Raw genomic sequence first — 20919 nt, 5'->3', positions numbered from 1 at the left:
AGTTTATCATTTCTTAGAAACTTTGTCAACACTTTTTTGAAACTTTTTTTCGTTTCGCTGTTGACTAGTTCCTCAAGAGACAACTCAATTATTCTATCATCTTCTGATGGACTTGTCAACACTTTTTCGAAACTTTTTTTCATTCCGCTACTGACTAGCCCCTCAAGAGACAACTCATTTATTCTATCATCTAGTTTGGTAATTGTCAACCGGTTTTTTGAAAATGATAAAAACAGCTGCAAAAACTGCAACTGTTTTATTATCTTTATTGACGTACCTCTAGAAGACCCAAATCTCCATCTTCACGTCTATACAATACATTTGTTGTACCGTCATTGGCATCTGTATAGATAAAGAAATCATGTCCGAGCAACTCCAATTGGAGGACTGCTTCTTCCATATCCATTGGTTTCAAGTCTACTTGCTTAGTACGAACCACTTTTACTTCCTCACCTGTTTGCTCAACAAGTTCATCTGTAAAGACTTGACCAGTTGCCACTTTTTGACGATGTTTTCGTTCAATCTTTGTTTTGTTACGACGAATTTGGCGTTCAATCTTATCTACTACAAGATCGATAGAGCCATACATTTCTTGTGAAATATCTTCTGCGCGAAGTGTAACTGCTCCAACTGGAATTGTTACTTCTACTTTTGCGCGCTTGTCACGGTAAACTTTTAGATTTACTTTAGCATTCAACTCTTGTTCTTCATTGAAATATTTCTCAATCTTAGCCACTTTCTCTTCTACATAGGTGCGAAGTGCATCTGTAACTTCAAGGTTTTCTCCACGAATACTGAATTTAATCATATTAGTACCTCTTTCTTGGCTTTCGCCTTTCTTCACTATTATTATACCACATTATAGGAATATTGCAACCGTTTTCTTATCGTGTTAGTGAAAATGTTTTGATTTCTTTCCTACCAATTTTCATGAAAAGTTCTACAGCAAGTTGGATTGTGGCTCCTGTTGTGTATATATCGTCGAATAATAATATTTTTTCTGGCACTTCTTTTTCATCTAATAGATAGAACATCTGTTTTGCTTCTAGTCTCTCTGCTCGATTTTTAGACGATTGTTTTTGGCTTTCATACTTTCCAAGAAGGGACTGATAGGGAATATTTGTAGCATCCAAAAGTCCTTCCACTTGATTAAACCCACGTTCTGATAGTCGTTTTTGACTAATTGGTATGGGAACAATTGTGTAGTCAGGAAATTGGCTTAACGCTATTCTAAGCTTTTTAGCAAAAATATTTCTTAAAACATAGTCTCCTTGAAATTTGTAGCGACTAAAATAATGTGCCATCGCTTGATTATATTGGTACAAAGCTGTATGGACAACTAGTTTCCCTTGATTCTGCCAGTACTGACAATCCTTGCAACTTTCCGATTCCCCATTTTTATAACAATGTGGACAGTGTTGCTCTGCTATTTCCTCAAAAGTCGAAAAACATTCTTCACAGGTGCCCGATTTTTCTTTACTAAAGAAGATGAGATCTGAAAATCTTGTTTTATTTTTCATAGCTTGATCACACAATAGACAATTAGACATATCCAGCCTCCTTGTTCATCTGTTTAATTTCAGCAATTGCCTTTTCAATAGCTCCTGTACTTCCCTCATGATAAAACTGGAGTAACCCAGTCGGACGTTCCATACTTCTGCCGACCCGGCCTGCAATCTGAACAAGACTTGACGCTGTGTAGAGGTAATGATTGGCTTGAACAACAAAGACATCTACACATGGGAAGGTCACCCCACGTTCAAGAATAGTAGTCGAGATTAATACTGTGATTTCTCTCTTGCGAAACCCTTCAACTATTTCAAGGCGATTTTCTGTTTGACTGGATACAAAGCCAATTGTTTCTTCTGGGAATGTTTTTTTCATTATCTTGGTAAATTCTTGACCTTTGGAGATTTCTGGGACAAAAATGAGTAAGGGAAAGCCCGACTTTCTCTGTTCTTCAATCGCTTTTTTCAACTTTGGAACTAGTCTATTTTTCTTTAGGGTATCATCGAATTTACTAAACCAGACTTTTTGCGGGACAACAAGCGGATTGCCATGAAAGCGCCTTGGCAAACTAAGACGGCTTAATTTGCCCGTTCTGACTTTTTTATCCAATTCATCTGTTGAAGTCGCCGTCAGAAAAACTTGAACACCGGCTTCCTTGACCGCATTGTCTGCTGCTCGATAGAGCATGGGATTATCTGCATAGGGAAAGGCGTCTACTTCATCGATCAAAACCAAATCAAAGGCCTGATAAAATTTTAATAACTGATGTGTGGTTGCTACAACTAATGGAGTTCGGAAATAAGGTTCAGACTCTCCATGTAGTAAACTAATTGGAACTGAAAAATCATTTTGCAGACGTTTATAGAGTTCGATACAAACATCGATTCGAGGACTAGCTAGGCAAACCGCTCCGCCTTTATCAATCACTGAGGCAACGGTGTGGTAAATCATTTCTGTCTTACCTGCTCCTGTTACTGCATGAACCAATGTCGCACGATTATTTTCCACGTTTGCAACTAGTCCATCTGAAATTCTTTGTTGCCAATCAGTTAGTTGACCTTTCCACTTTAAACACTTAGTGATTGGAAAATCTTTCTGAGGAAAATGATAGAGTTTTTCGTCTGACCGTACTCTGCCTAAAAGCAAGCAGGCTCGACAGTAATAAGCATCGTTTGGCAATTTGTTTTCTTCTTTAAAAGTTGTTCCACAGCGAAAGCAGTTATTCTTTTTTGTAATACTTGGCACTTTTTCTGCTATTTCTCTTTCTTTTGCTGTCAATTGGTATTTGGTAAATAATCTTCCATAATAATTTTCTAATTCTTTCATCGCTTATTTATTCGGAATTTCTTGTCAGTTTTTAAAAAAATTAGTACAATTTGGTTATGAAAGAATTTAAAACAATTAGAGAAGATGGTATTGTTGAGGAAGAAATTAAAAAGTCACGATTTATCTGCTTTATGAAACGAGTGACCAGCGAGGAGGAAGCTCGCGACTTTATCAACAAGATCAAGAAAGAACATTACAAGGCTACTCATAACTGCTCTGCTTTTGTCCTTGGAGAAAATATGGAAATCAAGCGTTCCTCAGATGATGGGGAGCCGTCTGGCACTGCTGGTGTGCCAATGCTGACGGTTTTAGAAAATCACGAACTGACCAATGTCGCAACGGTAGTTACCCGCTATTTTGGAGGTATCAAACTAGGGGCAGGCGGACTTATTCGTTCTTACGCTGGAGCCGTGGCTAATGCAGTCAAGGAGATCGGTGTTGTGGAAGTCAAGGAGCAGGAAGGTATTTCCATTAGTATGTCCTACGCCCAATACCAAGAGTTTGCCAATTGGCGAGCTGAGCAAGGTCTGGAAGAATTTGATACCCAGTTTACTACTGAAGTTTCAACCATGATTTTTGTAGATAAAGAATTCCTTGAACAAACATTAGCAAGTCTTACTGACTTTTACCACGGAAAAGTATTCGCGGAAAAAGCTAACTCTCGAATCGTTGAGGTACCTGTCTATTAAAAAAAGCTATCGGCGAGATAGTTTTTTTATATTATCCTTTTTTGACTTTCTACTATATAATGTATAATAACATTATTTGGAGGTGCCATATGGCTATTTATCAAAACATTACTCAATTAGTTGGAAAAACACCTGTTATTAAACTCAATAATATCGTTCCAGAGGGGGCGGCGGAAGTCTATGTGAAATTAGAGGCCTTTAACCCAGGTTCTTCTGTAAAAGACCGGATCGCCTTGGCTATGATTGAAGATGCTGAAAAGGCTGGTACCATCAAACCTGGAGATACTATTGTTGAGCCAACAAGTGGTAACACTGGTATCGGTCTTGCTTGGGTTGGAGCAGCAAAAGGTTATAAGGTGATTATCGTCATGCCTGAAACCATGAGTGTTGAGCGTCGTAAGATTATCCAAGCTTATGGAGCTGAACTCGTCTTGACTCCTGGTAGCGAAGGGATGAAGGGGGCTATCGCCAAAGCAAAAGAGATTGCTGAAGAAAAAAATGGCTGGGTTCCTTTCCAGTTTGCTAATCCATCCAATCCAAAAGTTCACGAAGATACAACAGGACAGGAAATTTTGGAAGACTTTGGAACAACTGGTTTAGATGCCTTTGTATCTGGCGTTGGTACTGGTGGTACCGTTTCAGGTGTTTCGCATGTTTTGAAGACAGCAAATCCAGATATCGCTATCTATGCTGTCGAAGCTGATGAATCAGCTGTCTTATCTGGTGAAGCACCTGGTCCGCACAAGATCCAAGGTATTTCGGCAGGTTTTATTCCAGATACTTTGGACACTAGCGCCTATGATGGCATTATTCGTGTCAAATCCGATGATGCCTTAGCTACAGGTCGTGCTATCGGTGGAAAAGAAGGATTCTTAGTTGGTATTTCTTCAGGTGCAGCAATTCACGCTGCGATCGAAGTCGCTAAGGAGTTGGGAACTGGAAAAAAAGTGTTGGCAATCTTGCCTGATAACGGAGAACGTTACTTGTCAACAGCTCTTTACGAGTTTAATGATTAAAAAGAAAGAAGGTTAGGAATGCATCCTATACCTTCTTTTCTTTGTGTTCTTTGAGATAGCCTTTAGCTTCCTCAATCCATTTCGGAAGTTGTTTTGCTAAAGGGGAAAAACCAATTTTATTCCGTTCATTTGTAAAACGATGATGACGCGGAATTTTTTGTTGTTCTTCTTCTAAGGTCCGGATTGATAAACTAGCCTTTTCAGTATATTCATCAAAGTCAACTACCTGTACCAAAACCTCTTGCCCCAATTTTAAATGATCATAAATATTATCAACAAAACCTGTTTTGATTTCCGAGATATGGATTAGGCCCGTCGTCCCATTCTCTAATTGTACAAAGGCTCCATACGGCTGAATGCCCGTTACCGTCCCCTTGAGTTTATCTCCGATTTTCATCTTAATCCTCTATTTCGATGGTCTCAATTACAACATCTTCATGTGGACGATCTGCTGAATCTGTTGCAACCGCTGCGATAGCATCCAAGACGACGAAGGATTCTTCATCAACTAGATGACCAAACACTGTGTGGCGTTGGTCTAGATGTGGTGTCCCGCCATTTTTGACATAGGCTTCTGCAACTTCTTTAGGCCAACCGCCTCGTTCTAATTCTTTCGCATTGTATGGGAAATTTTGGTTTTGAACGATAAAGAATTGGCTTCCATTTGTATTTGGTCCTGCATTGGCCATTGACAAGGCTCCTCTGAAATTAAAAGCTTCCATTGAAAATTCATCTTCAAACGCAGTACCATAAATAGATTCACCACCCATACCTGTTCCGGTTGGATCGCCACCTTGAATCATAAAGTCTTTGATAATACGATGGAAGATAATTCCGTCATAATAGCCATCTTTAGAAAGAGCTACGAAATTTGCTACAGTTTTGGGTGCAATTTCAGGGAAGAGTTTTACTGTTAACTTACCGTGGTTAGTCTTGATATGCGCAACTGGCCCTGTAACATTTTCCAAATCTAATTGCGGGAAATATTTTTCTTTTTCTACCATACCTAATTTCTCCAAGGCATCAAAAATGCCATCTTCTTCTACTTTTTTTGTGATATAATCTGCATGCTTTTGCAGTTCTGGATGCGAATGCCCCATAGCGATACTAATTCCTGCATAATCGAATAACTCAATATCGTTGAGTCCATCTCCGAATACTAGGACATTTTCAGGTTTCAGGCCTAGTTTTTCAACAACCTTAGCAACACCAGTTGCTTTGGAAGAGCCTTTTAGCACAATGTCCGATGAAATAGCATCCCAACGAACACTACGCAATTCCGCTTGCAACTCTTCTGGAAGTTCTACTTCGTGACCATCTTTCTCAAAAGTTAACAATTGATAGATGTCATTTTCTTTATAAAAAGTTGGGTTTGTTTCCAAACCTTCATAAATCAAGTCAATTACTTGACTAATGCGGTCAGTTCGTGCAGAAAGTGTCCCTTTTTGACTACCAAGCATACCATATTCGATTCCAATTTCTTTAGCCCAATTTAATACAGATTCTACTAAATTTTGGGGCATTGGCTGATGGTACACTACCTGACCTTTGGCATCTTCTACATAGGAGCCGTTAATCATAGCGAAAAAATCTGGCTTTAAGGCCTTGATTTCTGGCACCAAACCATATGGCGTTCGTCCTGACGCAATTCCTGTCAAAATTCCCTTTTCTTTCAGTGATTTGAAAACCTGCTGAATTGATTCAGGAATGTAGCCTGTATTCTTCACACGTAGCGTGTCGTCAATGTCAAAAAAGACTATTTTTATTTTTTTTGCCTTATATCTGAGTTTTGCATCCATATAATTCCACTATCCTTTGGTTGAAAATTAACTAATTTTCATTATACCACTATTGGTCCTCTTGCGCCACCAAACCATGCTGGAAAGCATAAACAACTGCTTGAGTACGGTCGCTCACAGCTAGTTTGGATAAGATATTGGAAACATGGGTTTTTACAGTTTTTAAGGATATGAAGGACTCATCTGCAATTCGTTGATTATCATATCCCTTGGCTAACAGCGTCAAGATTTCGCGTTCACGGGCTGTCAAGTCATCATGTAAATCTGGGTGGCGTTTATGGTGCTCTACTTTTTTCTCTACTTCTGTCTCAATAGCATATTCTCCAAGAGCTACCTTGCGGATGGCTGCTAAGATTTCGTCAGCACTTGACGTTTTCAACATATAGCCACGAGCTCCTGCTTCCAGCACAGGATAGATTTTTTCATTATCTAGGTAGGAGGTCAGGATGACAATCTGCGCTTGCGGCCACTCCTTCAGCAAGGCCAGGGTTGCTTCTACGCCAGTCATCTTGGGCATAACCAAGTCCATCACTACAACATCGGGTTTAACCTCTAATGCTTTAGCCAAACCTTCCTCGCCATCACTAGCTTCTGCAACTACTTCAACATCTGGCTGTAAATTTAAGTAACTTTTCAATCCTAGCCGAACCATCTCATGGTCGTCAACCAGCATCACTCGAATCGTATTCATCTTCTTTTCCTTTCAATAGTGGGATACGAATATCAATCGCCACTCCCTTATTTGGGGCTGTGCGAATTTTTATCGTTCCAGCCATGTCTTTAACTCGCTCACGTATGTTTTGAAGACCGTAACTTAATTCATCATCTGCACCTTGTTGGAAGCCGATACCATCGTCTGTCATTTTCAACTGAAGTTCTGTTTCCTTCTGCAAGAGGTAAACATCCAAATGCTTGGCTTTGGCATGTCGCAAGGTATTACTGATAATTTCTTGCGCAATGCGGAAGAGATGTTCTTCAATTAGTTTCGGTAGTTCCTCTACTTCATGTTGGAAATGAACGATAATATTACTTTTGTCGCTAACTTCACGCAAAATCAGCTCAAATCCTTCAACCAAGGTTTTACTTTCAAGTTCACTTGGGCGTAGATGTAATAATAGGATGCGTAGGTCTCTTTGGGCAGACTCAATCATGTCTTTCACGAGCACCAGCTGTTCCTGCAAGGTTTCCTGCGGAAGAGTGGATAGATTGGACGATAATCCTGACAAAATCATGCTCGTCGCAAATAACTCTTGACTAACCGTATCATGCAAATCCCTGGCAATCCGTTTCCGTTCTCCCTCAACAATCTCTTCTTTCTTGACTAAATCTTGATTGTCAACCAGCTGCACCTGACGCGTGAGGTTTCTGACCTTATCAGACAACTGGAGCAAGAGTTGATCACTTTCGGTGTCTGTTCGAATACTTTTATTCTTCAAGATAGCTTGTAACTTCGTCCGCATAACCTGAGTGGAGGCTAGGCTGACAGTTTGTACCATTACAGCTAGAAAAAGAGTCAAAACAATAACTAGTAGAATGAGAGTAAACACAAGCTGCTCCGTTGAAATCCAGAGCGTAACATCTAGCAATGAATAATTTAAAAGTGGGAGGGTGGAAGCAATCACCACAAAAACAATAAGACAGGCAAACCAGGCGAGGAGTAGGTAGGTACGTTTTCTCATACGCGAACCACCTCCACATCTCCCAGTATATTGTTGGTAACGACTTTTACACGTTTGTGTGATTCTTGATAATCGGGACTATTGACCGCTATACTTTCATTCCGCAAATCCCAGTATGATTCACCCAGGAAACTTACTCGTCCATAGATACTAGTTGCTGACAGTGCAACCTCAACATCAATTGGAACAATAATTTTTGTCCGTCCAAACGTTTTACGAATTACAACAATATTATCTCTGCCAACTAATACAGTCTTATCCAAATCAACTACATCATTGCCAAACAAGCGTACAATGTTAATATCTTCAAAACCAAACCTATCTTGAGAGTGATCGTGGTTGCCAAACCATCTATTTTTCTCTTTTTGAACCTGTAGAGAATAGTCACTAAAAACAATGTGGGTATATTGGTTTCTCTTTTCATAACGTGAAAAGAAATTAATCAGCATGTAGACGACTAGTAGCATAATCCCAATAATGAAGAAGGGATTTAAAACAAAGACCAAAAATAATAGAGATAAGGAGCTGACCAGTAAAACACTGTTGACTTTTCTTCCTAGGAAGTACCAAATGATGAGTAATAAGGCAGAGAAAAGTAGCAGGGTCCGACTGGCCTCATTGGCTACCACATCAAAGGCTGCCATCGTAAAAATCATACTTTCTATTAGTAGAAAAAATTGAACTTTCCGCATCTTCTCCATCCTTTCTATACTATTGTAACAAAAAATAAGTAAAAGAACTCCATCCAAAGTAGGAAATATAGGACTGACTGATATATAGTTTTAGTTTACTTTTAATTCAAAGCAAGTTGATGAAGTAATCAAAGAGAAACTAAAGGGCTATAAAACTAAATAACTATACCATCAAGTAATACTCAATGAAAATCAAAAGTAGCCTAGGAAACGAAGTCGAAGATAGAACTGGAGTTCATCAAGTCAAGTTGACAACGGATAATTTTGATTTTCGAAGAGTATAAATGAGCTTTAATCTGATCTAGCATGACTTTTCCCCTTTTATTTTTAGTGTAACATAAAAAACTAACCTACCACAAAATATGATAGGTTAGTTAACTTAATGACATTGGGCATCTACCCAACCTTATTCATCTTTATTGTCCGCTATCTGTTGAAGTACTTGTGCTTGTGGAACTTCCTGTTGAAGAATCGCTACTGGTTCTGGTTGATGCAACGGAGACATACAAGGTAACTGTTCCATCAATTGTTGCTCCAGCAGCAGGATATTGTCCAATGACAATATCACTTGTCGTTGAATAATAACTTCTATCTTCTTGTTTTTCAATATTTTCCGCATTGACACCCAAGGCTTGTAATTGACTACGCGCCTGTGAATAGGTGTAATTGCGAGATGTTAAATCAGGCATAATCAACTCTTTTCCTTTTGAAATAACTAGATTGATGATAGAACCTTTTGCCAATTCTGTATTGGCAACGGGATCTGTACTGATAACCTGACCCGCAGTAACAGATGAGCTATATTCCTGAGTAATAGTTCCAACACTGAATCCTGCTGTCTGAAGAACTTGAGTAGCATTCTCCTGACTTTTTCCAACAACGTTTGGAACAACTTGTGGTGCCACTCCTTTGGAAACGTAAAGGGTAATTTTTGCCCCCTTCTCAGCAGAACTATTTGCTTCTGGATTTGTTTTGATGACGAGTCCTTGGGCAACTTTTTCGCTATATTCTTCTTTTATTGTCACTTGGAAACCAAGAGCCTCCAATTCCTGCCGTGCAGTATCAGAATCCTTATCTGTCACATCTGGAATAGATACCATCGCAGCCGTTGCTACTACAATATCAATCTTACTTCCTTGACGTCTGGTCGTCTTTGCAGCCGGAGAGGTCCGTATTACCAAGCCTTCATCTACAGTCGCTGTCGCTTCTTCTGTGATGTTTCCAACTTCCAATCCTGCCACTTCAATCATTTCTGTAGCTTTTTCAACGGTTTGACCAGACACATCAGGGACTGTAACTGTTCGTGGAGTGTTGAAAAACATGAGTCCAACCGCTATGACTGTTAACAAAATAGCCCCTATCAAGACTTTGTAGCGTGTACGCATACCTGGCCTTGGTTTTGAAACAGGCTTATTTCCCGACTTCGCCACTTCTTTCTTACCAGGCCCCTTATCCGTCGCAGAAACTTGGGCAGAACTGTTTGTATGCGGTACTTTCGTTTCAACATTGGCCTGGGAGAGTTTTGGCAAGGTTTTTGTATCAACCTTGTTCCCTTCTAGTTCAACCCTGGGTTCATTCCGACGATCCATGGATAGAGCCGAAGCTAAATCTGCGTACATTTCTGCAACCGACTTATAGCGCTCGTTTAATTTTTTAGCCGTTGCTTTTAGTACAACATTTTCTAAGGCCTGAGGTACGTTGGCATTCTCTTCTCTAACAGATGGGAGAGGTTTTTGGAAATGCTGAAGAGCAATTGTCACAGCACTATCTCCATCATAGGGAATGCGACCCGTCAACATTTCAAAAAGGATGATTCCCATCGCATAAATGTCACTTTGAATGGTCGCTTTCGAACCACGCGCCTGCTCAGGTGAAAGATAGTGAACAGAACCCAACATGGAGTTGGTTTGTGTCAAACTCGTTTCAGCAAAGGCAACTGCAATACCAAAGTCTGTTACTTTAGCGACTCCATTGGAAGTCAAAAGGACGTTCTGAGGTTTCAAATCTCGATGGACAATTCCTCTCGTGTGCGCCATTCGCATAGCAAGGAGAATCTGTCCCATAATTCGCACCGCAACATCGTTGGAGAGTGGTGCATTTTCTTTTATATAACGTTTTAAATCGAGGCCATTGACATATTCCATAGCCAGATACTGTTGACCATCTTCTTCGCCGATGTCCGAAATACGAACGATATTGGGATGGTCAAGTTCTGCCATGGCACGCGCTTCACGTTGAAAACGCTGGATAGCAATTTGATCTGTCTGATAGTTGGTCCGAAGAACTTTAACGGCAACCTCTTCTCCATCTAAAATCAAATCTCTTGCTAGGTAAACATCTGCCATACCGCCTCGACCAATTTGCCGAACGATTCGATACCGACCGGCAAAGATCTTACCGATTTGAATCATTACCTAGCCTCCTCCGTAATGTGAAGCAAACCTACTGTAATATTATCTAGACCGCCTGCATTATTGGCAAAACGTACAAGTGTTTCTACCTTGCTTTCAATTGAAACATCACTCAATACAATATCACGAATGTCCTCGGTTGGTACCATATTGGTTAAGCCATCGCTGTTAATAAGGACGTAATCTCCAACCTCAAGGGTTTTCAAAGCAATGTCTGGTTCAATTGGCTCGGCTTGTCCGATGGACTGCGTTACAATATTTTTTTGAGGATGACGCTGTGCTTCTTCTTCTGTGAGCTGACCAGCTCGAACAAGGGCACCTACCAGCGAATGGTCGTTGGTTAGACGTGTATATTCGCCATCTCTAATCAATCCAACTCGTGAATCTCCGACATGGGCATAAATCATTTGATTATCGATGACAACAACTGCTTCAAGCGTTGTTCCCATCCCCTTGTATTCTTCTGTCTGTCCAAGTTCATGAATCTTTTGGTTTTCAGCATCAATGATTGCAACCATCCATTCACGGACATCATTTAAGGTCACTAATTGAGTATCAACCCAAGCAGCTCCCAAATCTGTTGCTGCCATTTCACTAGCAATATGGCCGGCACGGTGACCACCCATTCCATCAGCTAACACGACCAAATCAATCCCTGCACGGTTTTTGTAGCGATTGATATAGTCTTGGTTGTTCGAACGTTTCTGTCCTACATCAGTAAGTAATGCAATTTCCATAATTTTTATCGTTGCTAAGCAACTTCCTCCTCTTATTCTAGGATTTTCGTCTAAGTTGACCGATGAAAAATCCATCTGTCTTATACTGTTCAGGGGTTATCAACAAGCAGCCATCCACCATAATATCTGTTTGAGGGTGTTCTAGTGTCACCTGCTCAAAATTGGGATGGTTTTGCAGAAATTCTTGAATAACCTCTTGGTTTTCCTTAGCAATAATCGTACATGTGCTATAGGTTATTATACCACCAATTTTCAAGCTTTGGCAAACACTGTCCAGTATCTGCAACTGGATAGTCTTTAGAGAATCAAAGTCCATCGATGCCTTGTTATAACGAATATCTGGCTTACGGCGGATGAGTCCAATACCTGAACAAGGAGCGTCTACCAATATCTTATCAAAGGTATCAGGGCCAAATGTTTCATGAACACGACTGGCATCCAGACGTTTGGTCTCAATCTTATCTTCTAGACCTAAACGAAGTGCGTTTTCTTCAATCAGGTTTAGTTTATGATCATATAAATCCAACGCATAAACTTTTCCATCCGTAAGATAGCTTGCCATATGACAGGTCTTTCCACCCGGAGCTGCACAGGCATCCAAGATGATTTCACCTCCTTGAATATCCAAAGTCGGAGCTACCAATTGACTGGTTTCGTCTTGAATAGTGATAAGCCCTTCCTTGAAATAATCTGTCCCCGCAAAGTGTCCATGAGATTTAACCAATCCAACTGGTGATAACTGCGAGTGTTGGGCGCCTAGCTCCTCTGCCAATCGCTCCACTTGTTGACTATCCGTCACGCGTACGCTGGCCTTATTCCGATCATGTAAGCTTTGGAAAATCTTCTCTGCACGTTCATCGCCATATTCTGCAATCAGGGCTTGGACCAACCAAACTGGCACAGAATACTGAACGGATAGACGTTTGTTCTTTCTTTTAATATCTGCTGGTTTCGGCAACGAATCCTGACTAAGCTTACGCAAAATAGCATTGACAAATTTGTCAGTTCCAGGCTTTCGCTTGGCAATATTAACTGCCTCATTGACAACTGCGTGGGGGGGCAATTTGTCCAAATATACCAACTGGTAGAGGCTCAACATGAGGAGATAGTAGACCCAAGTGTCCAACTTTTCTCTATCTTCGATAAAATGTGCCAAATACCACTCTAGGGTAATTTTACGAGAAACCGTCCCATAAACCAACTCAGTCGCCAAGCCCTTGTCCTGTGCTGATAAACGAGAAGATTCTAGGGCCTTATTGAGAGCGATGTTCGAATAAGCACCTTGATCAAAGACTTGTTCCAATATAGATAAGGCTAGACTTCTTGCTGTTTCATGCTTATTGACCACCAAATTGATCTCCTACTGCAATATCTCGACCTGCACCATTTAAAAAGTCTGCAGTGGTCATTTTTGGCTTACCAGCTGGCTGGACAGTTTTCAGAGAAAGGGCTCCCTGACCTGTCGCAATGATCAATTCTTTCTTGCTTCGAGCAATAACCCGACCAACTGGTCCTTCACCTTCTGCTTCTACAGCTTCTTGAATTTTAAAACGTTCCCCTTGCCAATAGGTGTGGGCAACGGGCCACGGGTACATACCGCGAATGTGATTAAATAGTTGACGAGCTGTCTTATTCCAATCCAGTACCTCTTCTTCTGGCTGGATATTTGGTGAGAAGGTTACCTGTTCTGGATTTTGAGCGACTGGTTTCAAGTCACCAGCAATATAGGCTGGTAAGGTTTGTAATAATAAATCCCGACCAACAACAGCCAACTTTTCAAACAAGGTGCCGACATTGTCGCTTTCTTCAATAGCAATGCTATCGCTGGAAATCATATCACCGGCATCCATTTCCTTGACCATTTCCATGATGGTTACGCCGGCACGTTCATCACCGTTAATCAAAGCGTAATGGATAGGAGCACCGCCACGGTATTTAGGAAGAAGAGAAGCATGAACATTGACTGCAAAGTCAACTGAGTTCAATAATTTGGTTGGTAGGAATTGCCCAAAAGCTGCCGTCACAATCCCATCTGCTCCTAAATTCATCAGCTCATCCATTTCTTGGCTTCCAGATAGCTTCTCTGGTTGAAAGACTGGTAAATTGTATTCCAAGGCTACTTCTTTCACAGGTGTCATTTGGATGACTTTTTTTCGTCCAACAGCTCGGTCTGGCTGGGTTACAACTGCTAGTATGTTATAATTTCCATCAGCTAAGAGCCCTCTTAAGACCGTCGCTGAAAACGCTGGCGTTCCCATAAAAATCAACTTTGTCATATTCGTGTTCTCATCTCCTTTTCATTTTCTGATTCATATCAATTATACTATCCCCTAATTATATCATTTTTGCTTATTTTTTCCTTAATCAAAGGTTCTTAAAACAAAAAAATGCAAGGTCAATAGTGACCTCACATCATATTCTGCGGTTCATTGTCAATAATCAGCCGCAAATCTTGATTTTCTCTCTCCTGTGTCCAATCCAAAATCTGGTTCAAGACCTCTTCCAAACGGTCTTCATGCCGGTATTTCAAGATAATCTGGTAGTGGTAGAGATTATGGGTTCTGGCAATGGGCTTGGGCGTCGGTCCCAAGATTTGAATTGCATCTGTTAAGTGTTGACGGAGAAAGGCTACAGTTTCATAGGCTTTTTTCACGACAAATTCTTCCGACTTGTGCGAAAAGGTTAGACCAACCGTAAAATAGTAAGGCGGATAACCAAGATTTTTCCGAATACCCATCTCATAACGATAGAAACCTTCATAATCCTGCTCTTTGGCAAAAGCAATAGCATAATGATTGGGGTTGTAGGTCTGAATCAGGACCTCCCCTTCCTTATCAGCTCGACCAGCCCGACCAGCTACCTGAGTTAGCAACTGGAAGGTCCGCTCAGAAGACCGAAAATCAGGCAAATTGAGGGCCGTATCAGCATTGAGCACCCCAACCAGCGTCACATTTGGAAAATCCAAGCCCTTGGCAATCATCTGGGTTCCCAGAAGAATATCCGCTTCGCCTCGACCAAACCGTTCGAGCAAGTCCTCATGAGCACCTTTTTTCTTGGTAGTATCCACATCCATACGCAAAATTCTAGCTTCTGGCAAGAGCTCCTGCAATTCATCGTAGGCCTTTTGCGTACCCGTCCCATAATAACGAATAGAACGACTTTGACAGTTTGGACAGGTCTGAGGAATCCCCTTTTGAAAACCACAGTAGTGGCAATTCATCGTTTTTGTGTCCATGTGGAGCGTCAGGGAAATATCACAGTTGGGACACTGGTCAACACTCCCACAATCACGACACATGACAAAAGAAGAATAACCACGCCGATTCAACATAAGAACGACCTGTTCCTTACGAGCCAGCTTTTCTCTAATCTTTTCAATCAAGACAGGGGTAAAATTACTAGCCTCCTGCTGACCGATATAATCACGGAAATCCACAACTTCCACTTCTGGAATACGAGCCAAGGGATTGGCCCTCTGGTTAAGAGTCAGTCTTCCATAGACTCCTCGACTAGCCCGAGCCCGTGTTTCAAGACTCGGCGTAGCAGACCCCAAGACCAGGGTTGCTCGATTATAATCAGCCCGCAACTTCGCCACATCACGCGCATGATAGCGTGGATTGCTGTCCTGCTTGTAGGTCGCCTCATGCTCCTCATCAATGATGATAACACCCAAATTTGTCAAAGGAGCGAAGATAGCTGATCGAGCCCCGACAACCACCTGGGCATTTCCCGCCTCAATCTTCCGCCACTCGTCATACTTCTCTCCGTCAGACAAGCCCGAATGCAAAATAGCAACCTGCTGACCAAAACGAGAAATAAAACGATTGGTCATCTGTGGGGTCAAGGATATTTCAGGTACTAACATAATAGCTGTTTTCCCCATTTTTAAAACCCTATCAATAACCTGGAGATAAACCTCCGTCTTCCCAGAGCCAGTCACTCCTTGCAGTAGAAATGTCTGACTTTCCTGACCGATAGAGGCCACAATCTCACGAACCGCAATCGCCTGCTCTGGATTCAAATCCAAGGCCTGTGTTTTTTCCACCTTATCAAAAACACCCTGAGTCCGCGACACTTCCTCTTCCCAGACTTCTATATAGCCGTTTTCTTGGAAATAGCGGAGCGTATCAGCGGAATAGTCCGATTTTAAGTTTGAAAGGAGCTGGTCTTCAGAATGTTCCAGAAGAAATTCCCTTAACTGCTGCCGTTTTTTAGCCCGATTGCTAATGTCTGCTTCTCGTAATTTCTCCAGACAAACTCGGTACCATTTTTCCGTCTTGATTTGCTTCTTATCCTTGGCCACATAGTCTACCAAGACTTTCCCTGACTGGGCCAGACGCATGATTTTCCCTTGCTCTGTCACGTCCAAGTCAGAAAAACGAATCTGCTCCTTATCACCAAACAGACTGATCTGCTCTGCCATTTCCAAACCAAGACCCGGACGGAGCAATTTGTCATAGGTCGAATTGAGCAAGCTGGGCAACATGGATTTTAAGAGGGTAATTTTATAGGAGAAGACAGACTTCCTCATCTGGTCCGCCAACCAAAATTGCTCTTGATTGAGAACAGGACTATAATCCAAAACCTCGGCAAGCTCTTTCAAGTCTTGTAAGTTATTTTCATCATCTTCATCAATCAAGTCAACCACAATCCCTTGAATCAGCCGATTTCCCTTACCAAAGGGTACATGGACACGCACGCCAACCTTGAGCCCTTCTTCCAACTCAGCTGGAACGCGATAGGAATAAGCTTGATCTGTCTGCATCAAAGGGACGTCTACAATAATCTGTGCTAACATACCATCTCCATTTATTTCACCTTCTAATACCACGACTGATGCGAACAAGGTTCACTTTATGTATAAACTCCAACTATTGGAGCAAATATTAAAAGATAAACTAAATGACCTAGCTCCTTTCTGTCAAAACTTTCATCATTCCGAAAGTGAAAAGAAACCCGGATGGCAATCCCAACCGAGTCTTGTTTCTAAATCTTTTCGCCTTCTTCTTTTTCTTTAGCAATTTGAGCTTTGATTTTACGCTCTTCTTCTTCAGCAATTCGTTTTGCTTCTTCAGCACGACGACGGACCGCCTCACGTTTTGCTTCTGGGTCTGGGTGAATGACAACATTACCAGATTCAATCTCTTCCAAAGCACGAAGGGTAGATTTAACTGAGGTAAATTCTTGAGTTGGTTTGGCACCTGCTTCCAATTCATGGGCACGCTTAGCCTCAAGAATAACCAAAGAATACTTAGATGGTACCTTATCCAACAAGGTATCAATTGACGGCTTCAACATCATAATGCGATTCTCTCTTCTTTCTTTTATCGTTCTGCTATCTGTTCACGAATCATTTCATCGTAGCGACCAATCACTCGGTCTACACGGAAATGTTCTGCTTCGATAATACGCTTGACACGCTCAGCAGCCAACGGGACTTCATCGTTCACAACTGCATAATCATACTCACGCATCAAGGCGATCTCTTCCTTGGCACGTTCGATACGTTGAGCAATAATTTCCTCACTATCCGTTCCGCGACCAATCAAGCGATCTTGCAACTCCTCCAAGTCAGGTGGTGTCAAGAAAATGAACACCCCATCTGGAACCTTTTTCTTCACTTGGAGGGCACCCTGTACTTCAATTTCTAAAAAGACATCAATTCCCTTATCAAGAGTTTCATTGACATAGGTCAGAGGTGTTCCATAGTAATTTCCAACGTACTCTGCATATTCCAACATTTGACCCTGGCGAATCAAATCTTCAAATTCCTCACGACTACGGAAGAAATAGTCAACTCCATCAACTTCTCCCGGTCTCTGTGGACGTGTCGTCATGGATACAGAATATTCAAATTTATTATCAGAGCTTTCAAAAATTTCCTTTCGAACTGTTCCTTTTCCAACACCAGATGGGCCAGAAAAGACAATGAGTAAGCCTCGCTCTTTCATGATATCTCCTTTTAAATCTTTCATTCTAGTGTAACAAAATTTAGCATGAATTTCAACTGCTTTTAAATACGATTAGAATATTTTCTATTCCCAACCCTAAGCGAACTTTGAGCCAGTAGAAAAAGAGCCCTTCGGACTCTTCTACATTTACTTAGCAACATCTGTTGCTCTTGTTTCACGGATAACTGTGATTTTGATATTTCCTGGATAATCCAGATTATTTTCAATTTTCTCACGAACATCATGGGCCAAGATGGTAATCTGATCATCAGTGACCTTGTTAGGATGAACGATAATCCGAATTTCACGACCAGCCTGAATAGCATAGGATTGTTTAATCCCTTCAAAACTGTTGGCGATTTCTTCCAAGTCTTGCAGACGTTTAATGTAGGCTTCCATAGATTCACGACGCGAACCTGGACGAGCAGCGCTCAGAGCATCTGCCGCAGCCACAATAACTGCAATAGTACTTGTCGCTTCTACATCGCCATGGTGACTAGCAATCGCATTGATAACAATTGGATTCTCTTTATATTTCTTAGCCAATTCTGTACCGATTTCAACGTGGCTTCCATCCACCTCACGGTCAATAGCTTTACCAACGTCATGTAGGAAACCAGCTCGACGGGCCAAATTCACATTCTCGCCCAATTCAGCAGCAAGTACACCTGCTAATTTAGCAACTTCGATTGAGTGGCGAAGAACATTTTGTCCATAAGAGGTACGGAAATGCAAACGTCCCATGATTTTAATCAAGTCTGGATGAAGGTTTGGTGCCCCAACTTCATAAGCAGCAGCTTCCCCATACTCACGAATACGGTTATCCATCTCTACACGGTGTTTCTCAACCAACTCCTCAATACGAGCTGGATGAATACGACCATCTTGAAGCAAGGTCTCCATGGTCATACGGGCAATCTCACGGCGAATCGGATCAAAACCTGATAGAACAACCACTTCTGGTGTATCATCAATGATAACATCGATACCTGTGAGACTTTCAAAGGTACGAATATTTCGACCCTCACGTCCAATAATCCGTCCCTTCATCGCATCATCCGGTAAATGAACCGATGTAATCGTCTGCTCAGCCACATATTCACCTGATATGCGTTGCATGGCTTGTGCCAACAGGTCTTTAGCCATCTTGTCAGAACGTTCTTTTACTTCACGCTCTGCTTCCTTGATACGAGTCGCAATTTCATGCGTCAGTTTATCACGTGTATCGGTAAGGATGATTTCCTTCGCCTCTTCTTGACTGAGGGCCGCCACTCGTTCTAACTCCAAAGCTTTTTGTTCTTCGAGTTTTACAACTTCTTGTTCACGCTCATCAATGTGCTTAGCTTTATCGGTCAGACTTTGTTCCTTTTGTTCCAAAGTCTTTTCCTTGTTGGTCAAATTATCGTCTTTGCGGTCCAAGCTAGTCGCCCGCTCTGTCAAGCGTGATTCGATTTGCTTCAACTCTTGACGTTCTGACTTAAATTCTTCTGCAATTTCTTCTCGGTACTTACGAGCTTCTTCCTTAGCTTCCAAGAGTAATTCTTTTTTCAAGGTCTGGCGATCGCGCTCAGCTGTTTTTAGAATAACCTCAGCTTGCTCTTCTGCTCGACCACGAACATTACTAGCTTCTTGTTCTGCGTTTAAAAGTGTCAATTCTGCAGTTTCTTTTGCAGATTTCATCTTCAAAGAAATGGCAAAGTAACCTAATACTAAACCAATGAGAGCAGAAACAAGTGTCACTACTACTGTAATGATATCCATATTTCTACCTCTTTTTTTATAATTCGATTTTCACAAAATCTGTATCTATTTTATCATATTTGAAACGATTTCACAATTCCAAATTGTCAAATATGGTATAATAAATTCATCACTTATTTGGAGGAAACCATGAAAAAAGAAGTCACTGTCGAAAGCTTCGAGCTAGACCACACTATTGTAAAAGCACCTTACATCCGCTTAATTTCTGAAGAAGTCGGACCCAAAGGAGACATTATTACAAACTTTGATATTCGCCTTATCCAACCCAACGAAAATGCAATGGATACAGCTGGTCTACATACCATCGAGCATCTATTAGCTAAACTAATTCGCCAGCGCATCGATGGGCTAATCGACTGTTCTCCTTTCGGGTGTCGGACAGGTTTCCACATGATTATGTGGGGAAAACAAGACTCTGAAAAGATTGCTCAAGTCATCAAGTCGACTTTGGAAGAAATTGCAGAAGGTATCACTTGGGAGGATGTTCCTGGGACAACCATTGAATCATGCGGTAACTACAAAGACCACAGCCTTCATTCAGCTAAAGAATGGGCCAAACTAATCCTTTCTCAAGGAATCTCTACCGATGCCTTTGAAAGAAAACCAATCTAACAAAAAAAGCGGATAAACCGCTCCGAACGTAGACAAACTCCTAAAAATATAAAAAATTGAAGAAGTTTGTGAAAGATAGCAAGTCATAACCACCCGTGAAAACGGGTGGCTTGTACACCGGCTATAAGCCGTTTCTCTCCAGCGACGTCTAAAGACGTTCGCTGAACTTCGTTCAGGTTAGTGCTATAATTACTTGACTAATGCCCGTAACAACGGGCTTTTATCTCGTTCTAAAACTGCCATCTGAAAATGGATCTTCATACTCTTTGACGCTCAATTTATCAAGTGCAATGTCATTTTTCTCCTGCTCGCGAATGTATTTCGCAACTGTCTTTTCGTTCAGTCCAACGGTACTAACATAGTAGCCTCTAGCCCAAAACTTTCGATTTCCATACTTATATTTTAAATTGGCATGTTTATCAAATATCATTAGAACACTTTTGCTTTTCAAATATCCCATAAAATCGGAAATCAAAAGTTTCGGAGGTATCAAGACAAGCATATGAACATGGTCTGGCATCATGTGTCCCTCAATGATTTCCACGCCTTTGTATTGACATAGATGACGGAAAATATCAATTAAGTCCTGTCTAATTTTGTAGTAAATGGATTTTCTACGGTACTTAGGCGTGAAAACTATGTGATATTTGCACATCCATTTGGTATGTGATAAACTGTAACTGGTTTTAGCCATTTCTTTTTCCTCCTTTATCTAACCTGAACAATTAGATTATATC

Annotated in this window: 19 protein-coding genes and 3 pseudogenes; 3 read left to right on the top strand and 19 right to left on the bottom strand. The window is 41.2% G+C overall.

What is annotated here, in order from left to right:
- The 4 genes and pseudogenes from ODU45_RS06695 to ODU45_RS06680 form a co-directional block, all read right to left on the bottom strand.
- Nucleotides 1–209 (bottom strand): annotated as a pseudogene (locus ODU45_RS06695) (hypothetical protein); the annotation flags it as partial.
- A gap of 56 nt (nt 210–265) precedes the next feature.
- Nucleotides 266–808 (bottom strand): ribosome hibernation-promoting factor, HPF/YfiA family, encoded by a 543-nt coding sequence (gene hpf / locus ODU45_RS06690; protein ID WP_014637536.1) that lies wholly within the window; start codon nt 806–808, stop codon nt 266–268.
- A gap of 76 nt (nt 809–884) precedes the next feature.
- The gene (locus tag ODU45_RS06685; protein WP_105212078.1) at nt 885–1550 is read right to left on the bottom strand and encodes a ComF family protein; all 666 of its coding nucleotides are present in this window, start codon (nt 1548–1550) and stop codon (nt 885–887) included.
- Nucleotides 1543–2835, bottom strand: coding sequence for a DEAD/DEAH box helicase (locus tag ODU45_RS06680; RefSeq protein WP_105152846.1), 1293 nt, complete (start codon nt 2833–2835; stop codon nt 1543–1545). The genes ODU45_RS06685 and ODU45_RS06680 overlap by 8 nt, the downstream gene beginning before the upstream one ends.
- Nucleotides 2836–2891: 56 nt before the next feature.
- On the opposite strand from ODU45_RS06680, the gene ODU45_RS06675 reads away from it, so the two are divergent.
- A complete protein-coding gene (locus ODU45_RS06675) occupies nt 2892–3524 on the top strand; it encodes a YigZ family protein (protein WP_161950536.1) in 633 nt (210 codons plus the stop codon).
- Nucleotides 3525–3613: 89 nt separating this feature from the next.
- On the top strand, nt 3614–4540 hold the full coding sequence (gene cysK, locus ODU45_RS06670; protein ID WP_002937015.1) for a cysteine synthase A: 927 nt from the start codon (nt 3614–3616) through the stop codon (nt 4538–4540).
- Nucleotides 4541–4565: 25 nt separating this feature from the next.
- Here the strand turns inward: cysK and ODU45_RS06665 are convergent, their stop codons facing one another.
- From ODU45_RS06665 to ODU45_RS06600, 14 genes and pseudogenes are all read right to left on the bottom strand, one after another.
- Nucleotides 4566–4937 (bottom strand): S1 RNA-binding domain-containing protein, encoded by a 372-nt coding sequence (locus ODU45_RS06665; RefSeq protein WP_002937017.1) that lies wholly within the window; start codon nt 4935–4937, stop codon nt 4566–4568.
- A gap of 1 nt (nt 4938) precedes the next feature.
- A complete protein-coding gene (locus tag ODU45_RS06660) occupies nt 4939–6339 on the bottom strand; it encodes a bifunctional Cof-type HAD-IIB family hydrolase/peptidylprolyl isomerase (RefSeq protein ID WP_044759386.1) in 1401 nt (466 codons plus the stop codon).
- A 49-nt stretch (nt 6340–6388) separates the two neighbouring features.
- A complete protein-coding gene (locus tag ODU45_RS06655; protein ID WP_002937025.1) occupies nt 6389–7030 on the bottom strand; it encodes a response regulator transcription factor in 642 nt (213 codons plus the stop codon).
- Complete coding sequence (locus ODU45_RS06650) at nt 7002–8018, bottom strand: sensor histidine kinase (protein ID WP_398581006.1); 1017 nt, start codon at nt 8016–8018, stop codon at nt 7002–7004. The genes ODU45_RS06655 and ODU45_RS06650 overlap by 29 nt, the downstream gene beginning before the upstream one ends.
- Entirely contained in the window at nt 8015–8710 is a 696-nt protein-coding gene (liaF, locus tag ODU45_RS06645) for a cell wall-active antibiotics response protein LiaF (protein WP_024384079.1), read from the bottom strand. Before liaF ends, ODU45_RS06650 begins: the two co-directional genes overlap by 4 nt.
- 416 nt (nt 8711–9126) lie before the next feature.
- Nucleotides 9127–9591, bottom strand: a pseudogene (locus tag ODU45_RS06640) (PASTA domain-containing protein); the annotation flags it as partial.
- A pseudogene (gene pknB, locus ODU45_RS06635) lies at nt 9565–11121 on the bottom strand (Stk1 family PASTA domain-containing Ser/Thr kinase); the annotation flags it as partial. The pseudogenes ODU45_RS06640 and pknB, both read right to left, overlap by 27 nt.
- Complete coding sequence (locus tag ODU45_RS06630; RefSeq protein ID WP_004194145.1) at nt 11121–11858, bottom strand: Stp1/IreP family PP2C-type Ser/Thr phosphatase; 738 nt, start codon at nt 11856–11858, stop codon at nt 11121–11123. The gene ODU45_RS06630 and the pseudogene pknB, both read right to left, overlap by 1 nt.
- Before the next feature lie 37 nt (nt 11859–11895).
- Complete coding sequence (rsmB, locus tag ODU45_RS06625) at nt 11896–13209, bottom strand: 16S rRNA (cytosine(967)-C(5))-methyltransferase RsmB (protein ID WP_398581005.1); 1314 nt, start codon at nt 13207–13209, stop codon at nt 11896–11898.
- On the bottom strand, nt 13196–14134 hold the full coding sequence (fmt, locus tag ODU45_RS06620) for a methionyl-tRNA formyltransferase (RefSeq protein ID WP_205026551.1): 939 nt from the start codon (nt 14132–14134) through the stop codon (nt 13196–13198). Before fmt ends, rsmB begins: the two co-directional genes overlap by 14 nt.
- Nucleotides 14135–14265: 131 nt before the next feature.
- On the bottom strand, nt 14266–16656 hold the full coding sequence (locus ODU45_RS06615; RefSeq protein WP_398581004.1) for a primosomal protein N': 2391 nt from the start codon (nt 16654–16656) through the stop codon (nt 14266–14268).
- Between the two features lie 188 nt (nt 16657–16844).
- Complete coding sequence (gene rpoZ / locus ODU45_RS06610; protein WP_105257322.1) at nt 16845–17159, bottom strand: DNA-directed RNA polymerase subunit omega; 315 nt, start codon at nt 17157–17159, stop codon at nt 16845–16847.
- A 23-nt stretch (nt 17160–17182) separates the two neighbouring features.
- Nucleotides 17183–17809 carry a guanylate kinase gene (gmk, locus tag ODU45_RS06605; protein WP_024384084.1) on the bottom strand — a complete coding sequence of 209 codons (627 nt, stop codon included), beginning with the start codon at nt 17807–17809 and terminating at the stop codon, nt 17183–17185.
- Nucleotides 17810–17956: 147 nt separating this feature from the next.
- Nucleotides 17957–19570, bottom strand: a complete 1614-nt coding sequence (locus ODU45_RS06600) for a ribonuclease Y (RefSeq protein WP_024384085.1) — start codon at nt 19568–19570, stop codon at nt 17957–17959.
- Between the two features lie 129 nt (nt 19571–19699).
- On the opposite strand from ODU45_RS06600, the gene ODU45_RS06595 reads away from it, so the two are divergent.
- Nucleotides 19700–20182: an S-ribosylhomocysteine lyase gene (locus tag ODU45_RS06595; protein ID WP_105148059.1), complete on the top strand. Its 483-nt coding sequence runs from the start codon at nt 19700–19702 to the stop codon at nt 20180–20182.
- Between the two features lie 220 nt (nt 20183–20402).
- Here ODU45_RS06595 and tnpA read toward each other — a convergent pair whose 3' ends face one another.
- Nucleotides 20403–20876: an IS200/IS605 family transposase gene (gene tnpA / locus ODU45_RS06590; RefSeq protein WP_398581003.1), complete on the bottom strand. Its 474-nt coding sequence runs from the start codon at nt 20874–20876 to the stop codon at nt 20403–20405.
- Nucleotides 20877–20919 lie beyond the last annotated feature (43 nt).

Origin of the sequence: Streptococcus sp. 2022WUSS135 (assembly GCF_044427045.1) — a bacterium.
Taxonomy (GTDB): domain Bacteria; phylum Bacillota; class Bacilli; order Lactobacillales; family Streptococcaceae; genus Streptococcus; species Streptococcus hashimotonensis.
The sequence above is the reverse complement of the archived record's forward strand: the minus strand, read 5'-3'. Positions and strand labels throughout refer to the sequence as shown.